The organism is Plantactinospora endophytica (assembly GCF_016862915.1).
Taxonomy (GTDB): Bacteria; Actinomycetota; Actinomycetes; order Mycobacteriales; family Micromonosporaceae; genus Plantactinospora; species Plantactinospora endophytica.
In genome coordinates, this window is record NZ_BONW01000004.1 from 23,126 (window position 1) to 44,246 (window position 21,121).

A 21,121-nucleotide genomic window follows, 5' to 3' on the forward strand; every position below is an offset into this window, starting at 1 on the left:
TGGAATGTTTGTGGTGTGTTGGCGGTCGACGGGCGACAACAGGCCGAGCGCGTGCTGGTCCGGGTGTTCGGGGCGGTCCGCCTCGCGCAGTACGCTGCGGCCGGGGTGGCCGCCGTCTCCACCGACCGGTCGGCGTACCCGCGACCGGGTGTCGTGTTCGGCCTCTACGCCGTCGCTGCCGCCTGGTCGGTCGTGCTCTACGGGGGCGCGCTGCGGGGGCGGCGCATCACCTGGCTCGCCGTCGCCGCCGACGTCCTGCTGATCGGGGTCGCGCTGGTCGTCGTCGGCCGGTTGACCGCGCCCGGCCAGGCGATCGGGTGGGCGAACTGGACCGTCGCGCCGGCGAACGCGGCCGGCGTACTCGTCGTCGTGTTCGGCCCGCGCTGGCTGGCCGTACCGTCGATCCTGTTGCTGTCCGGCTGTTACCTCGCCGGCGTGTGGCGGGATCTCGCCGCCGACTCCTCGCTCCTCGCGTCCGTGACCGGCAACATCGGCTCGCTGGTCATGTTCACCGTCGCCGCCGGACTCGCCGCGGCCTGGGTACGCGCGTCGGCCCGCGCCGCGGACGAGGCCCACGCCGCCGCGCTGGCGGCCCAGCGCCAGGCGGCTGACGCGGCGGCCCGGATGGCGTCGGTCGAGGCCCGGGACTGGGAGCGGCGGCGGCAGTACCGGAACCTGCACGACACGGTGTTGTCCACGCTGACCGTGGGCGCGATGGGGCAGATCGACCTCAACACCGAGCAGTTCCGCAGCCAGTGCGAGCGCGACGCGCGGTACCTGCGTTCCCTGATCACCGGGTCGGACGACGCGGTGCCGACGGACCTCGGCAGCGGGCTCGGCCGCGTCGTGCGCGACCTGGCGGCGCTCGGGCTGCGGATCGACCACAACTCGGCGGAACTGCCGGCGGGCGTGCCCGGCCACGTCACCGAGGCGCTGTTGGGCGCGACCCGGGAGGCGCTCAACAACGCCCGCAAGCACGCCGGCACCGGGCAGGCGTGGCTGACGACCCGGGGCGACGGCGCCGGCGGGGTGCGCGTCACGGTCGTCGACCGGGGCGCCGGGTTCGTGCCCACGGCGGCGCGCAGCGGGTACGGCCTGTTGGGCTCGATCCGGCACCGCGTCGTCGAGGCCGGCGGCCAGTGCGACATCACCAGTACCCCCGGCGAGGGGACCACCGTGGAGATCACATGGAAACCGTTATAACGATCGGCGCGATCGACGACGAGAAGATGCTGCTCCAGTCGTTCGCGAACTGGTTCGGCAGCACGCCCGACATCCGGCTGACGGCGACGGCCGCGTCGGTGGACGAGTACCTTGCCGCCGGGCCCGACGCGCCGGCGATCGTGCTGCTGGATCTCGACCTGGGCAACTTCACCGACCCGGCGCACAACGTCGCGCAACTGACCGCCACCGGCCGTCAGGTGATCGTCATCTCGGTGGTGAAGGACCGCCGCTGGGTGGTCTCGGCGACCGAGGCCGGCGCGGTGGCCTACGTTCCCAAGGAACGCGACCTCAACGATCTGGCGGGCGCGATCCGGGCCGTGCACCGGGGTGAGACCCCGACGTCGCCGGAGCACGCGTTCCTGCTGAGCGACGACGACCGGCGTGGTCCGGCGCTGACGCCCCGGGAGCGGCAGATCCTGCTGGGGGTGGCGGAGGGCATGACGCACACGGCGATCGCGCGGCGGCTCGGCATCGAGAAGAGCACGGTGAAGACCCACCTGGAACGGGTTCGGCAGAAGTACCGGGACCACGGGCGGCCGATCACCAGTCCGGGTGACTACCTGAAGCGTGTCGGGGAGGACCCCATCCGTGGCGGTCTGTCCTAGGCCGTACATCTAGTTTCCAACTGTCTGCTGTGGTGTCCGGTGTCCGGCCCCACGATCCTGAGAACCGAGCCGGTCCGAGTCCGGAGTCACGTCGTCCTGGGGAGCCCGAGTGAGTGAGGTGGCGGTCGCCAGCCTGCGGGAGCTGGCCGGGCCGGACCTGTACCGGCGCAACGTCTTCCGGATCACCGGCCTGCCGGTGGAGGTGGACCGGCGGACCGCGCGAGCGAGGCAGCAGCAGTTGACGGCGGCGCTGCGGGTCGGTGCCGACGTGGACTGGCAGGGTTCCTCGGCGACCACCGAGGAGGTGCGCGCCGCCTTCGACGGGGTGTTGGGCGATCCGCGCCGTCGCCTGGTGCACGAGGTGTTCGCCGTGTGGGGCCCGCCGGGCGGCTGCGAATGTCCGGCGGGGGTGCACTACGACCACGACGCGGCGGTGCGCGCCCACGCTGCGGCGCTCGACATCGCGCCGGACGACCTGCTGGCCGCGACCATCTCCGGCGCACTGCCGGGCCAGTGGACGGCGGCGGCGACGGCCTGGACGAAGACGCTGCGGTCGGCGTCGTTCTGGCGGCACCTGCACCACCGGGTGCAGCGGCTCGACGACAGGCAGCTCGACGCGTCCGCAGTGGACGCGCTGCGGGCGGAACTGCCGGTGGCACTGGTACGCCCACTGTTGCGGCTGGCGGCGTCCGCGGCCTATCCGGCGCCGATGCGGAAGAACCTGGGCGAGTGGCCGTTGCCGGCCCGCGAGCGCGACCGGCTGGTCGAGGAGGCCGCCGAGCCGCTGTACACGGAGCTGGAGTCCACCGTGCGTGACCTGCACACCCGGTTGGACTCCGGCGACGCCGACGAGATCGTGACCGAGATGCGGGCGCGGGTGAAGCCGCTGCTGGCCCGGCTGGAAGGGTTGGCGCCGCGCGACCAGCACCGCCGTACCGACGCCGCCCGCGACAGGATCGCGGTGCTGCTCAACAACTGCGCACTGGCCCGGAGCCGGGCCACCGGGGAGGCCAAGGGCCGGGTCAGGAGCTGGCTGACGGAGGCGGAGAAGCTCGCCTCCGATCCCGAGACCCGGCGTCGGGTCCGGGAGAACCTGCAAGGCTTCGACGAGGCGGACGAGGCGCTCAACCAGCTCCGGTTCACGGTCGACGAACTGCGGCGCACCCGAGGCCGGTACGAGGCGGCGGCGTTTCTGCGCGGCATCCTCGGCCGGGCCACCGACGAAGCGCTCGCGGCGGCCATCCGGGAGATGCTCGCCGACCTGGAGGCCGGTGGGCCGATCTCCTACCGCACACCCCAACGGCCGGTCGGGTACCGCGCCGCGATCAACCTGTCTGCCTGGGAGGACCAGATCGAGCGTCGGCGCCGCCGTGTGATCGCGGCCGTCGTCGCCTGCGCGGTCCTGGTCGTGGCGCTCGTGCTGATCTTCAACGCTACGACCGGCTCGGACGAGGGCCTGGTCGACATCCACCCGGCCGACCACGGCGACGTCTCGCAGGAGATCGTCTGTGTCCGCGACGCCGACGACCTGGACGACGGCGACACGGCGGTGGTGAAGGTGGCCTGCGGGCAGCGGCACGCCGCCGAGGTGATCGCCTTCCTGGGGTTGCAGAGCTCGGTTCACTCCTGGTCCGGCGCGGACTACGACTATCTGGCCGGGCTCGCCCGGTTCAGTTGCGGCGAGCAGGCCATCCACTTCGGACTGTCGTCGGAGCTGTACGCGACCGAGGTGATCCTGCCCGCTCCGGAGGTGATCACCCGGTCGGAGTCGTCCGCCAACTACGCGACCTGCCTGGTCCGGCGGGTCGACGGCGGGCGGTGGTCGTTCCTGGCGGCCTCCCGGCAGACCGGCGCCCAGCTCGCCGTGCAGCGGCCGGTGACCTCCCGGAAGGGCCGGGACCACAACGCGCCGAGCGGCTACTGCGTGGAACTTCGGCAGCAGCCCGACGGTGCGGACAACCTGTGGCCGATCGTGCGCTGTAGCGGCGCCCACTGGGCCGAAGTCCTCGGCTACCGGGACCTGGCCTGGCCGCCGCCCGGGACACAGCCGTACGGCGAAGCGGCCCGGACGCGGCTCACGGAGGAGGCCGGCCGCGCCTGCCGGCAACTGGCGACCGAGCTGGGAGTGTCCGACAGGTTCTCGGTCTCGCCGATCCTGCCCGAATGGTGGACCGAGCAGAGTCAGCAGCGGATGTACGCGGCCTGCGTGGCGCATCGCACGGACCACCAGCCGTTCGACGGGCGAGCCCGGTAGCCCGGCAGATGGTGCCAGCCAAGGAGTTGACGGTGGGCGAGCAGACGCGGACAGGTGGGAGCGTGACGTTGCGGATCACCTCGCCCGAGGGAAGGGTCCGGGGCGTCGAGCTGACCGACGGGCCGGTCACGGTCGGGCGTACCGCGCCGGACCACGCGCCGCACGTGGCGCTGGAGCCGGACCCGCAGCGCTGGATCGGTCGGCTGCACTGCACACTGGACCTGCGCGACGGCGGCTGGACGGTCACCGACAACGCGAGCGTCAACGGCACGCTGCTGCGCTGCCTGGACGGGCGCACCGAACGCCTGGTGGGCAGCCGCCGCCTGCGGCACGGCGACGCACTGCTGGTCCTCGGCGACATGTCCCCGGACGGCGAGCCGCTGTACTGGGAACTGACGCTGCTCGACCCGCACACCACCCAGGCCGCGCCGTTCGAGCCGCCGCCGACGGTACCGGCGCGCGGGCCCTACCTGCGGTACGACTGGGTGGCCGCGCGGGCGTACCGGAGCGACGAGAACGGTGAGACCCCGGTCGGCGGGCTGCGGCCACAGGGCCACCAGTTGTTGCGGTACATGGTGGGCCGGAGCAGCGCCGGAGCCGCCGTCGCGTGCGATCACGAGGAACTCGTCGCCGCGCTCTGGGGTCCGCACGAGGAGTGGCCGCCCGGCCGCGCCTACACCCGGGCCGACCTGGCCGGCGTCGTACGCGCGGTGCGTCGCGCCATCGAGGTGGATCCGTCCGCGCCGCGCATCCTGGAGACCATCACCGGCATCGGGTACCGGCTCAACGTCGCGGATCCCGGGGAAGCGCCGTGAGCATGTTGGAGAGCGGTGACCGCATCACCGAGACGCTGGTGGTGGACCGGTTGCTCGGCGAGGGCGCGTTCGCCGAGGTGCACCGGGTCCGCCACGAGTACCTCGGCTGGCAGGCCATGAAGGTCTTCAAGCGGGTGGCCTCCCTCGACGAGACGCGGACCCTGCTGGAGGAGGCCCGACTCCTCTCCACGTTGGGCCACCCGAACATCGTGCGCCTCTTCGACGCCGGCACGGTCCGTACGTCGCAGGGCGTCCGTGGCTTCTTCACCATGGAGTACGTGGCCGGCGGCAGCCTCGAACGGCTGATCCGCGCCCACGCACCCACCATGCCGGTGGGGTTGGCGGTCGAGGCGGCCGAACAGATCGCCGCCGGGCTGACCGCCGCCCACGAGCAGGACCCGCCGATCCTGCACCGCGACCTGACCCTGGCGAACATCCTCGTCGGGTACGACGGCAGCGCCCTGCGGGTCCGGGTCAGCGACTTCGGGCTCGCCAAGCGCGCCGACCCGTTCACGATGCTGGCCAGCGCCCAGGGCACGTTCGCCTTCATGGCACCGGAGGTGCTGCGCCGCGAGGGGTACTCGCGGGCCAGCGACGTGTGGTCGGTGGGCACGATCGTGTACCTGCTGCTGACCGGCCGCCTGCCCTACGACGACGGTGCACCGCTGTCGTCGTACTCGCCGGGCCGGTTCGCGCGGGCACCGCTGCCACCGAGCCGGTACCACCCGGAGGTGGACCCGGAGCTGGACCGGATCGTGCTGTCCACCCTGGAGGTCGACCCGGCGGGCCGGCCTGCCTCCGCCGGTGTGCTGGCCGCCGAACTGCGCGGCCGGCGGCTCGGCGGCGGTTCCGCCCGCGACCAGGGCGGGCCGCCGCACGCCCGGGCTCTCCGGCTCGTCTCGGAGTCGCTGGCGCTGGCCCGGCACGCCGGCCAACTCGACCGCGCGGCGAAGCTGCTGGCGGAGGCGATCGAGCTGGCACCGGAGCTGCGCGCCCGCTACCAGCCCAAGTTGGCCCTGTGGCGACGAGGAGTGACGATGTGAGAGGGATGGAACGGTTGCGCGAGGAGCTTCGTCAGCGCCGACACCATCGGGAGTTCCGGATCGCGCCACCGATCTGGACGGACGCGCAGCGGGCTCACCTGGCGGAGCTGCTGGCTGCGGTCCGGGACGCGAAGCCGGTCGAGCAGCAGCCGCCGCCCGAGGCGCCGGACGAGGCGGCACTCGCGACGGCCGCCACGAACCTGTGGCGGGCCCAACGGAAGCTCGGTTCGGCGGGCGGACAACCCTCGCCCCGCGACCGCCAGGCCAGCAGATATCTGCGTACGTGCAGCGAGGCGCTGGCCGGCGCCGGCCTGGTGGTGCAGGAACACGACGGCGACGTCTTCGACTCGGGACGTGAACTCGAAGTCCTGGTGTACCAGGAGAACCCCGCCCTGACCGCCGAGGTCGTCATCGAGACCGTACGCCCGTCGGTCTACCTGCACGGCCGCCTCGTCCAGATGGGACAGGTCATCGTCGGCACCCCGGCTCAGCCCGTTGACGGAAGGAACGAGCATGCGTGACACCATCGACTTCGGCATCGACCTGGGCACCACCAACAGCGCGATCGCGGTGGTGGAGGAGGACGGCGGCGCCACCGTCATCAAGAACAACGACGGCTGGGACATCACGCCCTCGGCGGTGTGGATCCCGAAGCCCGGCGTGGTGCACGTCGGACGGCGGGCGCGCGAGCGGGTGCAGATCGACCCGGACAACGCGGTCGCCGAGTTCAAGCTGGAGATGGGACTCGCGGACGTCAGCAAGCGGTTCGTCAAGGCGGGTACGACGCTGACGCCGCCGCAGCTCTCCGCCGAGGTGCTCAGGTCGCTGCGGGCGGACGCCGCGCACCACAGCGGCAGCCCACCGGCGGCGGCGGTCATCACCGTACCGGCCGCCTTCTCGCTCAACCAGAACAAGGCCACCCTGGAGGCCGCCGTCCAGGCCGGGCTCAGCGCCGCCTGCCCGCTCGTCCAGGAACCCACCGCAGCGGCTTTCGCGTACGGCTTCCACGACGCGGACGACCGGGCGTACTGGATGGTGTTCGACTTCGGCGGCGGCACGTTCGACGCGGCGGTGGTGAGCAAGCGGGACGGCGACCTGCGGGTGCTGAACCACGCCGGCGACCCGTACCTGGGCGGCAAGCTCATCGACTGGGCGGTCGTGGAGCGGATCCTGGCCCCCGCCGCCGCAGCCGAGTTCGGCCTCGCCGACTTCCGCCGCGACAACCCGGCCTGGCGGGTGAACTTCGCCAAGCTGAAGTGGCTCGCCGAGGAGGGCAAGATGCAGCTCTCCCGCCGGGACGCGATCGAGCTGACGACGGAGTTGACGGTCAGCGGCGGTGACACCGAGACGTTCGAGTACACGCTCCGGCGGGACGAACTCGACCGGGTCGCCGAGCCGTTCTACGCACGGGCGATGAACCTGTGCCGCACCGCCCTCGCCGAGGGCGGGCTGAACGCGGGCGACATCGACCGGCTGCTGCTGGTCGGCGGCACCACTCTCGCGCCCGGTCTGCGGGAGCGTCTTGCCGACAGCCGCGACGGCCTCGGCATCGCGCTCGACACCAGCCTTGACCCGACGACCGTGGTCGCCCGTGGTGCCGCCATCTTCGCCAGTACCGTCCGGCGCCCGGATCCGCCGTCGTTCCAACCGGCCGTCGGCGAGTTCGCACTGCAACTCGCGTACGAGCCGAGTGTCACGACCACCACGCCGGTGGTCGCGGGCAAACTCCACGCCGCCGCACCGGTGGACTGGACCGGGTACGCCGTGACGCTCGGCAACCCGGACGGACAGCCGCCGTTCCGCACCGGCCGGGTCGCGCTGAACGCCGAGGGCGCCTTCCTGACCGAGGTCGCCGTCGATCCGCACCGGACGTCGCGGTTCACGGTGGAACTCACCGACGCGTCCGGTGCGCCGCAGAAGGTGTCGCCCGACTCGCTGTCGATCACGCACCGGGAGGTCGAGTTCGGTGGTGCCCGGCTGACCCACTCGCTCGGCATCCAGCTCGCCGACCGCGCGTTCGCGCCGCTGCTCCGCAAGGGCGCGACCCTGCCGACCCGGGCGCGCGAGGTGTTCCGTACCGCCGCCGCGCTGCGCCGCTCGGACGCCGAGGCCGTGGTCCGTATCCCGGTGGTGCAGGGGGAGCGGGACCGCGCCGACCGCAACCGGCTGGTCGGCACGCTGGAGATCCGCCCGCTCGACGTGCGGATCGACCTGCCCGCCGGTACCGAGGTCGAGGTGACGTTCGAGGTGGACGCCTCCAACCTGGTCACCGTGGTCGCCGACGTGCCGCTGATCCAGGCCCAGTTCGAGGCGGAGATCAACCTCGACGACGTCCGCACGCCGCAGGCGGACGAACTGGCGACCGCGCTCGCCGAGGCCGAGCAGCGGATGGCCGCGCTGCACGAGTCGCGTGCGTCGGACGTACCGCAGGTGCGTGAGCGGCTGCAGCGGCTCGACGACGAAGGCACTCTGACCACCGCGCGGGAGCAGGTCCGGGCCGCCGCCGTGGACGCGGGCGCGGCGGCCACCGCCGAGGACCGGCTGCGCGAGGTGCAGGCGCAGCTCGACGACATCGAGGAGGCGGCCGACCAACCGGCACTGGTACGGGAGCTGCGCGACCTGCTCGCCGAGGCCGGTCGTCTGGTGTCCGAGGCGGGTCACCCCGCCGACCGGACGACGCTCGCCGATCTCGGGCAGCGTGCCGACGAGGCGATCGGAAGCGGCAGCTCGGCGCGGATCAGGGCGGAGACCGAACGGGTCACCGAGTTCCTGATCGAGCTCGAACGGCGACAGCCCGGCTGGTCGGTACGCCTGTTCTATGCGCTCTGCGAGCAGCAGGGCCGGATGCAGCCGTCCGGGGAGGCCCGGACGCTCGTCCGGAACGGCAAGGAGGCCCTGGCGGCCGGCGACGAACGCGCGCTCGACGCGGTCAACGCCCGGCTCGTCCGGCTGCTGCCGCGCGAGGAGCAGCCGAAGATCATCGGGCTGGTCGGCCGGTGACCGCGCCGGCCCTGGGTACCGACCTGGCGGTGAGCCGGGCGACGGCCGCCGCCCGCCGAGGCGACCTGGACGGCGCCGCCCGGACCCTCGACGCGGTGGACAGCGCGGAGCCGGCCACGCTCGACCTGCTCGCCCGGATCCGTGCCCAACAGGGACGCTGGCGGGAAGCGGACGAGTGCTGGGCGGCGGTCCAGGCAATCGACCCGGGCCACGAGGGCGCCGCCGCCGGCCGCCGGGCGGTCGCCGCCATCCTCGCCGGTGAACGGCGCCCGCGCCCGGTCCCGCCGCCGGTGCGCCTCGCAGCGGCCGGAGCGGCGGTGGCGATCGCGGTCGCCGCCGGTACCGTGATCGTGCTCCCGTCGTTGTCGGCCTCGCCGCCCGCGAAGCCCGCCGCCTCCGTGGCCACCGAGGCACCGGACAGCGCGGCCCTGGCCGCGGAGCGGCGCCGCGCAGCGGAGCTGGCGGGCCGGCTCGCGCAGATGGAGGCGGACCGCACGCTAGCCGCCCAGGCGTTGGCCGCCCGGCTCGACGCCATCGCCCGCGCCGTCACGCTGCCCGGTGTCGTGGTGAAGCGCCGGCCGGACACGGTGCAGGTCTTCTTCCGGAAGGGCCTGTTCAGCCGCGACGCCCGGCTGACCGGGAACGGCGCCCAGGTGCTCGCCGCCGTCGGCCGCCGCCTGCCCGCTCTCGACGTGACCGTCACCGTGGTCGGGCACAGCGTGCCGGTGCCGGGCGGGCTGACCAGCGGCGGCTCGGGTACGGCGCTGACCCGGGCCCGGGTCACGGCGCGGGAGCTGGCCGAGGCGGGCGACCTGCCGCTGACCGCGTTCACCCTGCGCTCCGCCGACCAGTCCCAGGGCCCGTTCCGCGAACCGGCCCGCAACCGCACCGCGAGCCTCGTCCTCACGCCCGCGTGATCAGGGACATCCTTCGAGTGTCGCAGTGGGCGGGCGTCTCGCCCGTCCGCTGTTGACGCTCCCTTGAGGAGGGTGAAGGCGACCCTCCCTGGTACGGAAATTCGACGATCTTGCCAGTGGGTATCGGCGGCCCCGGGAGCCGGGCATTGGAGTACCGCGAACCGCTCCGTCGCATGACTCGGGACGGGTGGATTTCGCCGCCGTACGCATCTCGATGATCTTCAGGATCGGCCACGTCCATCCCCGCTACCACCAGCGAAGGCGTACCCACATCGGCCTTCTCGAACCCGCAACACAGCGCGATCGCGTCGCAGCGATGCGTACGAATCACTTGAGGAACAATGGCCGCATCGGTTAACATCACTGTAGCAAGCGCTTCCCCCTAGTGCGCTTGAGCCTGATGTGCCATCGATGCGCGTCACGGGGGTTTGCGATGGTTAATCTGGTTGTCATGGGCTGTGCTGTGACGCGGAGTGACTACGGGCACATACCGTCATCAAGCCTTCGAGTAGCAGCCCGAACGGACGAGGTCAAGTATTGACTGGAGAATTGCTTTGGAGTGACCTGGCAGGGCTTTCGGCAATCTCACAGCGAGCGTCCATCGCACCAGGGAGACGGGGGAATGAGCGAGCTACTGCTGTTCGTCGGTGTCGTCGAAAACCGGGAGTTTGCCATTCGCAGCGCCCTTGAGGGTGGCTTTCGCCTGGCCATCATCGATTTCGCCACCGCGCCCATGCTTCAGTTGGCCCATGTCCAGTTGCCGGTCGACGATCTCTTCGATCCGGGTGAGTTGCAGAGCGCCTTCGACCGCCTGCCGGAACGTCCGGACGGCGTACTCACCTTCTACGACGAACTCATGGAACCGACCGCCGTCTTCGCCGAGAAGATCGGCTGCCCGTTCATGTCCCCGAACGCCGCCCACCTGGCGCTCAACAAGGTGGCGCAGCGGGACGCGTTGTCCCGGGCCGGCCTGCCCTGTCCGCGCTGGCGGACGTGCGACTCGCTCGACGAGACGCTGGCCGCGGCCGCGGAGATCGGTTATCCGGTGATCCTGAAGACGGCGGACCAGGCGGGCGCCATCGGCAAGGAGCTGGTCGCGCACGAGGGCGAGATGGCCGCCGTGTACGAGTCCGTGCACGCCACGCGCCTGGACCTCACGGTGCCGCTCCTGGTGGAGGAGCAGCTCAGCGGCCCCGAGTACAGCATCGAGGGGTTCGTCCACGAGGGCCGCGCCACGGCGATCTGCGTCACGGAGAAGACCACGCTGCCCGGTCGGATCCCCATCGTGATCGGCCACGCGCTGCCGTACCGGGGGCCGGACGAGGAGCAGATCACGGCCACCGCGATCGACGCCGCACTGGCCCTGGGTATCGACGGGACGATCATCCACGTCGAGGTCTTCATGACCGCGCGCGGCCCGATGATCGTGGAGGTCAACGCCCGTACCGCCGGGGACCGTCTGATGGACATGATCTACCGCCGGAGCGGCGGCAATCCGTACCATGTGGCCTTTGCCCTGGCGCTCGGTCGTTCTCCCGAATGGCGTCCCCGGTGGCAGGGCGCCGAGGCGATGTTGTGGACGGTGCCCCCGCGCGGCGGGGTGCTCGCGGGATACGACGGAATTCCCGACGTGCTGAGCGAACCGTCACTCATGGGCATGGCATTCGCCGCGAACCCCGGAATGACTCTTCCGCCGAAGCCCGAACACGTGGGCCACCGGTTGTGCTGGGTGATATGCGCCGGCTCCGACTGGCGGGAAGCCTCCGAGCGGGCCCGCACCACGCTCACCCGATTGGAGCCCCGTTTCGCCTCCTGACCCATTCGATGACCTCGCTCGATGACCGACCACCGGCATAAGAGGAGCAGCGTTGATGGAGGGTTACACGTCGGCGACCTATGGGGACGGGATCGCCGATATCTACGACGAGCCGGGCCAGTGCCCGCCCGACGCCGAATACGCCGCATCATTTCTCGACGAGCTGGGACGCGGCCGGCCCGAGGGGCGACCGCGCATCCTGGAGTTCGGAATCGGTACGGGACGTATCGCACTGCCACTCGCGGATCGCGGCTGTGACGTCACCGGTGTGGACAGTTCTGCCGCGATGCTGGAGAAATGCCGGGTGGCCGACGACCAGGGGCGGTTACGGCTCGTCCACGACACCATGGAAACCGTCGACGCGGGCCATTCGTCTTTCGACATCGTGTTCGCCGCCTACAACACCCTGTTCCTCGCCCTGAGCCAGGAGGAACAGATCGAGGTCTTCGCCAACGCCCGCCGGCATCTCGTACCCGGAGGAAGGTTCGTCGTCCAGGCCCTGGTGCCCGACCCGGCCTCCTTCACCGGCAACCAGCGGATCCGGGTCTACGACCTCGACAAGGACCTGGTCGATCTCGACGTGACCCTGCACGACCCCGTCCGGCAGACCCTGGTCAACCAGTACCTGATCCTGCGGCCGGCGTGCACCGAGTTCCGTCCGTCGAAGCTGCGCTACGCGTGGCCCAGCGAACTCGACCTGATGGCCCGGCTGGCCGGGCTGCGGCTGGAACAGCGGTACGGCACCTGGCAGCGGAGCCCCTTCACGGCCGACAGCACCGACCATGTCTCCGTCTACCGGATTCCGGCGGGTGACTGAGGTGGGCACTTCTGTCCCTTTCGCACCCTGGAACTTCATGCTCGACGTGGACGGGGTCAACTATTCCCTGTCGGAACAGGCGGCTTTCGCCCGAAACCACACCGGCACCGAGATCGTCAACCTGTCGTCGGGCATCAACGCCCTCAGGCCCCCGCCCGTACTCGTGGACACCGTCGCCGACTGCGCCCGCGACCCGCTGTTCTGGCACGACTACGACGGTCCGGAGGGCCACATGGTGGCACGTGCCGCCATCGCGGCGTACGAGACGGTACGCGCTCCGGGCGGCGTGCTCGTCGACCCCACCCAGGTCATCGTGACCGGCGGCGCGAGCGCGGCACTCGTGCTCGCCGCCCGTGGTCTGCACCAGCTCGGCCTCCGCAGGTCCGACCGCCCCACCGCACTGCTGCCGGTACCCACGTTCCCGCTCGCCGGTGCCGCCCTCGCCGATGCTGGCTTCGCCGTCGAGGAGGCGGCGTCCGGCACGCCGGGACGCTGGCTGCCGACGGTGACCGAACTGACCGGAGCCGCCACCGCCGAGACGACCGTGGTGTACGTCAACACGTTCAACAACCCCACCGGCGAGTGCTACACCGAGTCGGAACTCCGCTCCCTCGTCCGCTGGGCGCGTGACCGGGGTGCGTACCTCCTGCACGACACGGTCTCGTCCGACGTCTCGGCCACCGGCGACCTGCCGTGCCTGCCCGCCATCGCCGCCCAGGAGGACCACCTCGCCGGGCTGGTCACGGTCAGCAGCCTCTCCAAGGCCCGGGCCGTACCGGGCTTCCGGATCGGGTGGCTCATCGCCGACGCCACCCTCGTCGAGGAACTGGCGCGGCTCAACGAACTCGCCGCCCCGTCGTCGCCGGGGATCGCCGCCCCCGCCCTCCTGCTCGACCGGATGATCATGCTCGCGGTCGAGGCGGCCGAGGGGCGATGCCCGGCCGATGCCGCACAGCGGGGTAACGACCTGCTGGTCGCCGCACTGGCCGGGTACCCGCAGGTGACTCCGGGACTCGACGAGGTCACCGCCGCCGTGTCGACGGCGCTGACCGACGAGGGCACCGTCGAACAGCTCCGGACCTGGCGCACCGAGCTGCGCGGCACGCTCGCCCGCAACATCGGCCTGCTTTGCACCGAGGCGGGCGACCTGGTGGTTGACGTCCCCGCCTGGCGGGGCGACTTCAACACCTTCGTCAGCATCCCGGCCCTCGCCGGGCAGGGCTACCTCGACATCTGCCACCGCCTCTTCCGGGAGTACGGGTTGCAGACCCTTCCGGCGCCCGTGTTCGGCAAGGACGAACGCTGGTGGACCCGCCGGGGGTCGTACTGGACCCGGCTGTCGTTCGCCGTGCCGACGTCCCGGTGGGCGGCCGGCCTGGAACGGCTCCGGTACGCGGTGAAGGAGCTGAGCCGGTGACGGACGACACCGCGTACCCGGCCGACTGGACGGTCTTCGAGGTGGGTCTGCTCCGCTCGGCCGGACTGCCGTCCCAGTGGCTGACCCGCCTCGCCTCCCCCCGGCTGGCCGAGGCCGACGCCGCACTGACCGCTGCCCACGCGGAGCTGGTCACCACCCGGCGCCGGGCCGTGGCCGAACTGCGCGCGGCACGTACGGCGCAGCCGCCTCCGCCGTCAACCGCCGTCAGGGCCACCAACCGGGCCCTGGACCGCAGCCTCGTGCTGCCCGACACCGCCGACGACATCCTCGGCCGCCCGGTTCGGGAAAGCTGGAACAGCACGGTCGCCCGGCACGACGAACTGGCGTCGGAGTTCGAGACGACATGGCGTACGGCGCTGGCGGAGGAGCACGCGGAGCTGGTCCGTCGGGTGACCGACGAGGCGTTCGCCGAGGCCGTCCTGATGAACAGCCGAGGCGCCCACGACGCGCTGGTACGGGAGGCCGAGGCCGGCTCCCTGCGCTTCGCCAACCAACGGGTGGCCTACCGGTACCTGCAACGGTTCTGCGGCAAGGCCGAGAGCGCCGGGCACGCGGGTCCGGTCAACCTCATCCACCTGGGAGGAGAGCCGTCGGGGGTACCGCCGGTTCGCGGCGACGGGCAGGTACTGACCCACGACGACCCGCTGCTCGGCCGGATCCGCTACACCAGCCTCGGTGACGGCAGAGCGGCCAGCCGGCGTACCTTCCTGAGCTACTGGGCGGCCCAGGCCATGGTCGACGTACTCGTCGCGGACGCCGGTGGCGCCGCGCTGCTGCGCCCCTGCCGGCTGATCGGGGCCGGGCCGCCGGCCGGACACTCCCTCACGGAACCGGAGGCCGCCCTGTTGGCGGTCGCGGACGGGTCCCGTTCCCTCGCCGACATCGCCGCCCGCATCGGGAGCGGGACGGCGGAGACGACGGCGCTGGCCGCCGGACTCGCCGACCGGGGGCTGCTCGCCCTGGACCGCGCCCTGCCCGGCTACGTCGGCGACCCGGCCGCCGAGGCCGCCGCCGTCGCGCTGGCGGCGGGCACCGAGCGGGCCGGACTGGTACTCGCCGTACTGGAGACCGCCGAGCGGTTCGCGGGGCGGCCGTACCACCGGCGACCCAAGGCGCTCGACGGACTGGCGGCGGACTTCGTCGCCTGCACGGGTCGGCCCGCCTGGCGGGGACAGGGCGGCTTCTACACCGACCGGTTCGTCGTCTCGGAGGAGGCGTTCGGCAACATCGAAGGTGCCACCGTGCCCGCCGACGGGATGCGCGCACTGGCGCAACGGCTCGGCACGGTGCTGGACCTGCTGGCCTCGCTGGCCGTCGACCAGCGGCTGTCCGGGCAGCGCCGGATCAGGGAACTGCTCCGGCGTACCGGCGCGGAGACGCTGCCCGCCGTCGACGTACGCCGGCTGGCGCTGCCGCCCAGCGCGGCGCAACGGATGCCCGACGGGTTCACCCGGCTGCTGCCCGCCGCACCGCCGTACGTGGAGCTGACCCGGGCCGACCTGGCCGACGCCGGCCTGCTGCGCGCGGACCTGGCCGCCTGGCCGCTGTTCGGCGCCGCCGATCTGATGCTGATGGGGCAGCCGTCGGCGGCGGCCGGACCGGGCCTGGTCGTGCTCAGCGAACTGCACCACATCTGGCCGCCGCTCGGCCAGCCGTGGCGGGCCCTCTTCTCCGACGAGGCGTGGCGGCTGGACCGCCTCCAGGCATCCCTGGAACCCGTGCTCGCGCCGGCCAGGCCGCTGATCCAGCAGATCCGGCGCTACCAGAAGGGCACGGACTCGTCGCCCCTGGACCATCACCTGCTCTGCCTGGAGCGGCTGGAGCAGGGCCCGGGGGCGGGTCCCGTGCCGGTGGACGGGCTGGTGGTCCGGGAGTGGGAGAACGGCTTCCTCGGGCTGCACAGCCCGGACCGGGGCGAGGACTACTGGCTGTTCCCCGACTACGACGACAACGACGTCGATGCCGGCGGGCTGGCCCACTGCGCGCTGCCCGCGCTGGAACTGCCCCGGGTGTGCCTGGGTGAGCACACCCCGAGGATCGTGGTGGACGGGGTGGTGCTGCAACGGCGCCGCTGGGATCCGCCGCTCGGGTCCGTACCGGTGCTGCCGGGCAGGCGGGCCGTCGGCGCTCACTGGCGTCGGGTGCAGCACTGGCGGCAGCGGCTCGGGATGCCGCGCCAGGTCTTCTTCCTGACCGACACCGAGCCGAAACCGATGTGGCTGGACTTCGAGTCCGCGCTCTCCGTCGCCAATCTCTCGCACGCCCTGAGCAGGGCGCGCACCGTCACCTTCACCGAGATGCTGCCCCCGGCCGAGGAACTGTGGCTCCGGGTGCCGGACGGGACGCTGGTCTCCGAGATCCGAACCCTGGTGCTGCGGGGCGCGAGTGGGAGGAGTCCCGGATGAAGCTCCTGGCGAAGCTCAACGGCGTACTGCGCGGCGACGAGGGCGTCGCGGTGACGGCACTTGCCGACCTGCAACGGGAACTGCGGGCGGTGGCGGCCATGCAGCCCCGGCCGGACGACTGGATTCCGCTGGCGACCGTACCCGTGCTGCTCGACCACGCCGACGCCGAAACGCTCGGCGAGGCGGCCCGGATGCTGACCACGGCGGTACGCGACGATCCGGCCGTCGCCCTGTACGGCGATCTCGACACGGCCATGCGGGAACTGCGTACGCCCGCCGCGCTGTGGCCGTTCATCCGGGCCGAGATCCCGTACGAGGTGGTGGTGACCCGCTCCGACTTCCTGCTCGGTCCGGGCGGCTGGCAGGCGAACGAGATCAACGTCTGCGCCGGGCTGGGCGGTCTCCGGGTGGACGACTACGACGCCTGCGTGTACCGGCAACCGTTGCTGCGGAACTTCCTGGCCGCGCACGGCTACCAGGCCCGTAGCCCGATGGACGCGTTGGCCCGGGCGGTGCACCGCAGGTGCGAGAAGTTGGGCGGCGGCAGCGGTCGGCCGTTGCTCGCGGTGGTCGACTGGGAGGGCTTCGACGTCTCCTACCGTCAGGACCACCTGGGCATAGCGGAGTTGTACGCGGCCCGTGGCTTCGAGACGGTCGTCTGTCATCACCGGGAACTGCGCTACCAGCACGGGCGGCTGTGGGTGCACGGCCGGCCCGTGGACGTGGTGCACCGCGAGTTCCTGCTGGAGGACATGCCGCAGGACCCCGACTCGGCGCTGCCGGTGCTGGCCGCCGCCGTCGAGGGCGCGATCGTGCTGGCGACCGGTTTCCGGGCCGAGTGGCAGGGGCAGAAGATCGGCTTCGGTCTGTTGCACCAGGCCGCCGGGCGCGGACTGCTGCCGCCCGACACCGTCGAGTTCGTACGCCGTCGGATCCCGCCGACCTGGCTGCTCACGCCCGAACTGCTCGCCGAGCCGGACTCCCCACTGCCCGCGCGTACGGACCTGGTGCTGAAGCCGTCGATCGGCAGCATGAGCCAGGGGGTACGGCTGGGCGCGGACATGGGCGACGACGAGTTCCGGACGGTGCTGGGCGAGGCTGCCGCGAACGTGGACGACCCGCACGTACTGCAACGGCTGATACCTCCGGTGACCGTACCCTTCCCCCACCTCAACGACGCCCGGGACACACTGTCCTTTCCGGACTCCCAGCTCAGCATCGGCTGGTTCGTGGTGGACGACGAACCGGCCGGCGCCTGGTCCAAGGTCTGCCCGCGCTCGTTCCCCACGGTCATCAACTACTGGAACGAGGGTCAGTTCGGCAGCGTCTGGCATCCGGTCGTACCGGCCGGACCGCCCGAGGCGGACGGAGGAACGCGGTGGTAGTGGTCACCGCCCCGGAGAAGCGGTTGGGGGCTCCGTTCTGGCGGTTCTGGACCTCGGCGGCCGCCGCCAACGTCGCCGACGGGGTCCGGGCCGCCGCGCTGCCCCTGATCGCCGCCTCGGTCTCCGACAACGCCTTCGGGGTGGCCCTGATCGCCGCCTGCCAGCAGGGTGCCTGGCTGGTCTTCGGACTCGGCGCCGGGGTGGTCGCCGACCGGTACCCACCCGCCCGGGTGGTCGCGGCGGCGGACGTACTCCGGGTGGTGATGCTCGCCGCTGTGCTGACGGCGCTGTTCCTGGACACGGTGACGATCCCGCTGCTGGCCGGGGCGGCGTTCGTGATCGGGGTCGCGGAGACGTTCCGGGACACGGCCGCGCACAGCCTCGTACCGCGCCTGGTCGACCAGACGCAACTGGAGCGCGCGAACGGGCGACTGGTCGGCGCCGAGATCGTCGGCAACGAGTTCCTCGGCCCGCTGCTCGGCGCGCTGCTGTTCGCCGTGGCCGTCACCCTGCCGGTGGCCCTGGACGCCACGGCGCTGCTCGTCGCCGTCGTCCTCATCCTGACCCTGCGCCGGGCCGCACCCGCGATCGCCACCGTCGACCCGGCCGGAAGTCGGCCACCCCTGCTGGTCGACCTCGGGCGGGGAGCGCGCTGGCTGCTGAGCAACCCCCGGCTGGCGGCGGTGACCTGCTCGGGCGCGGCGGTCTGCTTCGCCGACTCCGCGTGGTGGTCGGTGTTGGTGGTCTACAGCAACGACGTCCTCGGGCTGCCCGAGGCCGGCTTCGGACTGCTGCTCACCGCCGGGGCGGTCGGCGGCACGGTGGGCGCCCTCGGCGCCGAACGGCTCGCAGGCCGGCTCACCCCGCACGTCGTACTCGCCGCCGCCGCCCTGCTGTGCGGGCTGCCCGCCGTCGCCATCGCGCTCGGCGGCAGCCTCCCGGTGACGGCGGTGATGCTCGCGGTCAGCAGCGGTGGCTTCGCGGTCTGGAGCGTGGTGGCGCTCTCCACCCGCCAGCGGGAGGCCCCGCCCGAGATCCTGGGCCGGGTCACCGGCACGCACCGCCTCGTGCTGTTCGGCAGCGGCATGGTCGGCGCGCTGGTCGGCGGCGTGCTCGCCGACTCGGTGGCCATCACCGCCCCGTTCTACCTGGCCGGTGCCCTGGCGACCGTCGCCGCAGCGGGACTGCTGGTGGTCGCCCGTACGGAGCGGAGGGGACAGGCGTGATCGACAACCCGCCGGAGCCGCTGCGGCGCATCCGCGCGCCCCACCTCGTGGCCGACCTGGTGCACTGGGCCCTCTCGGCCTGCTCGCTGGGCCCGGCGGTCCGGGTCGCGGTGTCCGACGTCGGCTACGACGACTGCAACATCATGGTCGACACCGGAAGCGGCAGCTATGTCGTCAAGGTGTTCAACTCGACCCGGACCCCGGCCATGTGTGCCCGCTACGTCGAGGTGGTCCGGCGGGTGCTGGCCGCCGGGGTCGCCCATCCCCGGGTACGCCACGCGGGCGGCTCGCCGCTGCTGCACCACGTACCGTCCGGGAACCGCCTGATGGTGATGGACCGGGTGGACGGGGTCACCTTCCTGGAGATCGACGCCTATCCGGACGACACCGAGATCGAAACGATCGTCGGCCAGTTGCATTCCATCCACGCGCTGGACTTCTTCCCGGAGTACGTCCACGACTGGTGGGCGATTCCGCAGATCGGGATCCTCACGGCCGAGATCGCCCCGCTGCTGGAGGAGGAGGATCGGGCCTACGTCACGGCAGCCGCCCAGGTCTTCCGGGCGCTCCGGGTACACCGGCTGCCGCAGGCGTTCTCGCACGGCGACCTGACCAAGGCGAACGTGATGCGTACCCGCTCCGGCGGGCTCGCCGTGCTCGACCTCGCGGTCGCCAACCGGTACGCGCGAATCCACGACCTGTCCATGACCGCCGTCAACCTCATGCACAACGACCCTCGCCCGCTTCCGGAGCGCGTCAACCTGTTGACCCGGCTCTACCAGCGGCACACCGCCCTCACCGCCGCCGAACTCGACGCCCTGCCCGGCTACGTCTTCGCCGCCGCCGCCATGGAACTGCTCGGCGCCGAACGGGAATGGTCGCTCAAGGGCAACCGCAGCCACGAGACCCGGTACCTGCGCGACCTCGGCCGGGCGATGGTCCGCGCCGCCGCGCCCCGGATCCCGGACCGCCCACGACGGTCGGTCGCCGACCCACCACCAGTCACCGCACCGCGGCCGGCGGCGGCGCAACGCCGCCCCGGCGCCCACGCACGTCCCGCCGTTTCCACGGGCCCACGGGACGAGGAAGAGAGGGGTTCCATGACCGCCGCTGTCTCTCCGGTCAATTCCTGGGACGAGTTCACCCCGCTTCAGGAGATCATCGTCGGGGACGCCACCCACTCCCGCGTCCCCCGGATGACCGATCCGTCAGCCTGGCTGGCCTGTTACCCCACCATGACCTCCGCCGAACTGAAGCGGATCGAGGCCGGGGAGTTCCCGAAGCAGGTGATCGAGGAGTCCAACGAGGACCTGGCCCAGTTGGCCGAAACCCTGCACGGACTGGGCGTCACCACGCACCGTCCGCCGGCCGTGGACCACCGCCGGTCCTTCACCTCGCCGTACTGGGAGGCGGACGGGTACATCTCGTACTGTCCCCGCGACATCACCCTCGTCGTGGGCTCCACCATCATCGAGGTGGCCAGCCCGATGCGGTCCCGCTACTTCGAGATCTTCAACCTCCGCCCGCTGTTCCAGCAGTACCTGCTGGCGGGCGCCTCGTGGATCGCCGCGCCCCGGCCACAACTGCGCGACGAACTGTACGAGTGGGACGAGGAGGGCCGGCCGCTGCTGGGCGAGGCCGAGCCCGTGTTCGACGCGGCGAACGTGCTCCGGGTCGGCCGGGACCTCTTCTACCAGGTGTCCCGCAGCGGCAACGAGATGGGTCTGCGCTGGCTCCGGTCCACGCTGCGGATGGTCGACCCCACGCTGCGGGTCCATCCGCTCCGGGACGTCTACGGGTACACCCACATCGACAGCACCATCGCCGTGCTGCGCCCGGGACTCGTCATGCTCAATCCGGCGCGGATCGCCGAGGACGAGGTGCCGGAGGCGTTCCGTGGCTGGGACGTGGTGTGGTGTCCCGAACCCAGCCCGACCAGCACCGCACTGCCGTACACCCTGAGCGAGCCCTGGATCTGCATGAACCTGCTGATGGTCAGCCCCGACCTGGCCATCGTCGACGGCGACCAGCCCGCCCTCGCCAAGGTCCTGGAGAGCAGGGGCATCTCCGTACTGCCGCACAAGCTGCGTCACCAGCGGGTCCTCGGCGGCGGCTTCCACTGCGTCACGCTCGACATCGCGCGTGACGGTGGCCGCGAAGACTACTTCGGGTAGCC

Annotated in this window: 15 protein-coding genes; all 15 read left to right on the plus strand. The window is 72.0% G+C overall.

From position 1 onward, the window contains the following. Positions 1-15: 15 nt before the first annotated feature. The 15 genes from Pen02_RS05860 (at position 16) to Pen02_RS05930 (ending at position 21,119) form a co-directional block, all read left to right on the plus strand. Entirely contained in the window at positions 16-1,203 is a 1,188-nt protein-coding gene (locus Pen02_RS05860) for a sensor histidine kinase (protein ID WP_203864898.1), read from the plus strand. Further along, positions 1,188-1,829 (plus strand): LuxR C-terminal-related transcriptional regulator, encoded by a 642-nt coding sequence (locus tag Pen02_RS05865; RefSeq protein WP_203864899.1) that lies wholly within the window; start codon positions 1,188-1,190, stop codon positions 1,827-1,829. Before Pen02_RS05860 ends, Pen02_RS05865 begins: the two co-directional genes overlap by 16 nt. A 109-nt stretch (positions 1,830-1,938) precedes the next feature. Next, positions 1,939-4,083, plus strand: coding sequence for a hypothetical protein (locus tag Pen02_RS05870; RefSeq protein ID WP_203864900.1), 2,145 nt, complete (start codon positions 1,939-1,941; stop codon positions 4,081-4,083). A 32-nt stretch (positions 4,084-4,115) separates the two neighbouring features. Beyond that, the gene (locus Pen02_RS05875) at positions 4,116-4,898 is read left to right on the plus strand and encodes an FHA domain-containing protein (protein WP_203864901.1); all 783 of its coding nucleotides are present in this window, start codon (positions 4,116-4,118) and stop codon (positions 4,896-4,898) included. Positions 4,899-4,900: 2 nt separating this feature from the next. Continuing rightward, positions 4,901-5,941 (plus strand): serine/threonine-protein kinase, encoded by a 1,041-nt coding sequence (locus Pen02_RS05880; RefSeq protein ID WP_239140193.1) that lies wholly within the window; start codon positions 4,901-4,903, stop codon positions 5,939-5,941. Continuing rightward, complete coding sequence (locus Pen02_RS05885; RefSeq protein ID WP_203864903.1) at positions 5,938-6,462, plus strand: hypothetical protein; 525 nt, start codon at positions 5,938-5,940, stop codon at positions 6,460-6,462. Before Pen02_RS05880 ends, Pen02_RS05885 begins: the two co-directional genes overlap by 4 nt. After that, positions 6,455-8,941 (plus strand): Hsp70 family protein, encoded by a 2,487-nt coding sequence (locus Pen02_RS05890; RefSeq protein ID WP_203864904.1) that lies wholly within the window; start codon positions 6,455-6,457, stop codon positions 8,939-8,941. Before Pen02_RS05885 ends, Pen02_RS05890 begins: the two co-directional genes overlap by 8 nt. Next, positions 8,938-9,858 carry a tetratricopeptide repeat protein gene (locus Pen02_RS05895; protein WP_203864905.1) on the plus strand — a complete coding sequence of 307 codons (921 nt, stop codon included), beginning with the start codon at positions 8,938-8,940 and terminating at the stop codon, positions 9,856-9,858. The genes Pen02_RS05890 and Pen02_RS05895 overlap by 4 nt, the downstream gene beginning before the upstream one ends. Positions 9,859-10,480: 622 nt before the next feature. After that, a complete protein-coding gene (locus Pen02_RS05900) occupies positions 10,481-11,674 on the plus strand; it encodes an ATP-grasp domain-containing protein (RefSeq protein ID WP_203864906.1) in 1,194 nt (397 codons plus the stop codon). 55 nt (positions 11,675-11,729) lie between these two features. Beyond that, positions 11,730-12,491 carry a class I SAM-dependent methyltransferase gene (locus Pen02_RS05905; protein WP_203864907.1) on the plus strand — a complete coding sequence of 254 codons (762 nt, stop codon included), beginning with the start codon at positions 11,730-11,732 and terminating at the stop codon, positions 12,489-12,491. Positions 12,492-12,528: 37 nt separating this feature from the next. Next, on the plus strand, positions 12,529-13,908 hold the full coding sequence (locus Pen02_RS05910; RefSeq protein ID WP_203864908.1) for a pyridoxal phosphate-dependent aminotransferase: 1,380 nt from the start codon (positions 12,529-12,531) through the stop codon (positions 13,906-13,908). After that, positions 13,905-16,334, plus strand: coding sequence for a hypothetical protein (locus tag Pen02_RS05915; protein WP_203864909.1), 2,430 nt, complete (start codon positions 13,905-13,907; stop codon positions 16,332-16,334). The genes Pen02_RS05910 and Pen02_RS05915 overlap by 4 nt, the downstream gene beginning before the upstream one ends. Continuing rightward, positions 16,331-17,719: an ATP-grasp domain-containing protein gene (locus Pen02_RS05920; RefSeq protein WP_203864910.1), complete on the plus strand. Its 1,389-nt coding sequence runs from the start codon at positions 16,331-16,333 to the stop codon at positions 17,717-17,719. Before Pen02_RS05915 ends, Pen02_RS05920 begins: the two co-directional genes overlap by 4 nt. Continuing rightward, the gene (locus tag Pen02_RS05925) at positions 17,713-18,945 is read left to right on the plus strand and encodes an MFS transporter (RefSeq protein WP_203864911.1); all 1,233 of its coding nucleotides are present in this window, start codon (positions 17,713-17,715) and stop codon (positions 18,943-18,945) included. Before Pen02_RS05920 ends, Pen02_RS05925 begins: the two co-directional genes overlap by 7 nt. After that, positions 18,942-21,119: a phosphotransferase gene (locus Pen02_RS05930; protein ID WP_203864912.1), complete on the plus strand. Its 2,178-nt coding sequence runs from the start codon at positions 18,942-18,944 to the stop codon at positions 21,117-21,119. The genes Pen02_RS05925 and Pen02_RS05930 overlap by 4 nt, the downstream gene beginning before the upstream one ends. The last annotated feature ends 2 nt before the right edge of the window (positions 21,120-21,121 follow it).

Bases quoted from the DNA above. Each gene is read 5' to 3' on its own strand.
- Pen02_RS05865 (WP_203864899.1), top strand. From the start codon at position 1,188: ATGGAAACCGTTATAACGATCGGCGCGATCGACGACGAGAAGATGCTG.
- Pen02_RS05880 (WP_239140193.1), top strand. From the start codon at position 4,901: ATGTTGGAGAGCGGTGACCGCATCACCGAGACGCTGGTGGTGGACCGG.
- Pen02_RS05890 (WP_203864904.1), top strand. From the start codon at position 6,455: ATGCGTGACACCATCGACTTCGGCATCGACCTGGGCACCACCAACAGC.
- Pen02_RS05900 (WP_203864906.1), top strand. From the start codon at position 10,481: ATGAGCGAGCTACTGCTGTTCGTCGGTGTCGTCGAAAACCGGGAGTTT.
- Pen02_RS05905 (WP_203864907.1), top strand. From the start codon at position 11,730: ATGGAGGGTTACACGTCGGCGACCTATGGGGACGGGATCGCCGATATC.
- Pen02_RS05910 (WP_203864908.1), top strand. From the start codon at position 12,529: ATGCTCGACGTGGACGGGGTCAACTATTCCCTGTCGGAACAGGCGGCT.
- Pen02_RS05920 (WP_203864910.1), top strand. From the start codon at position 16,331: ATGAAGCTCCTGGCGAAGCTCAACGGCGTACTGCGCGGCGACGAGGGC.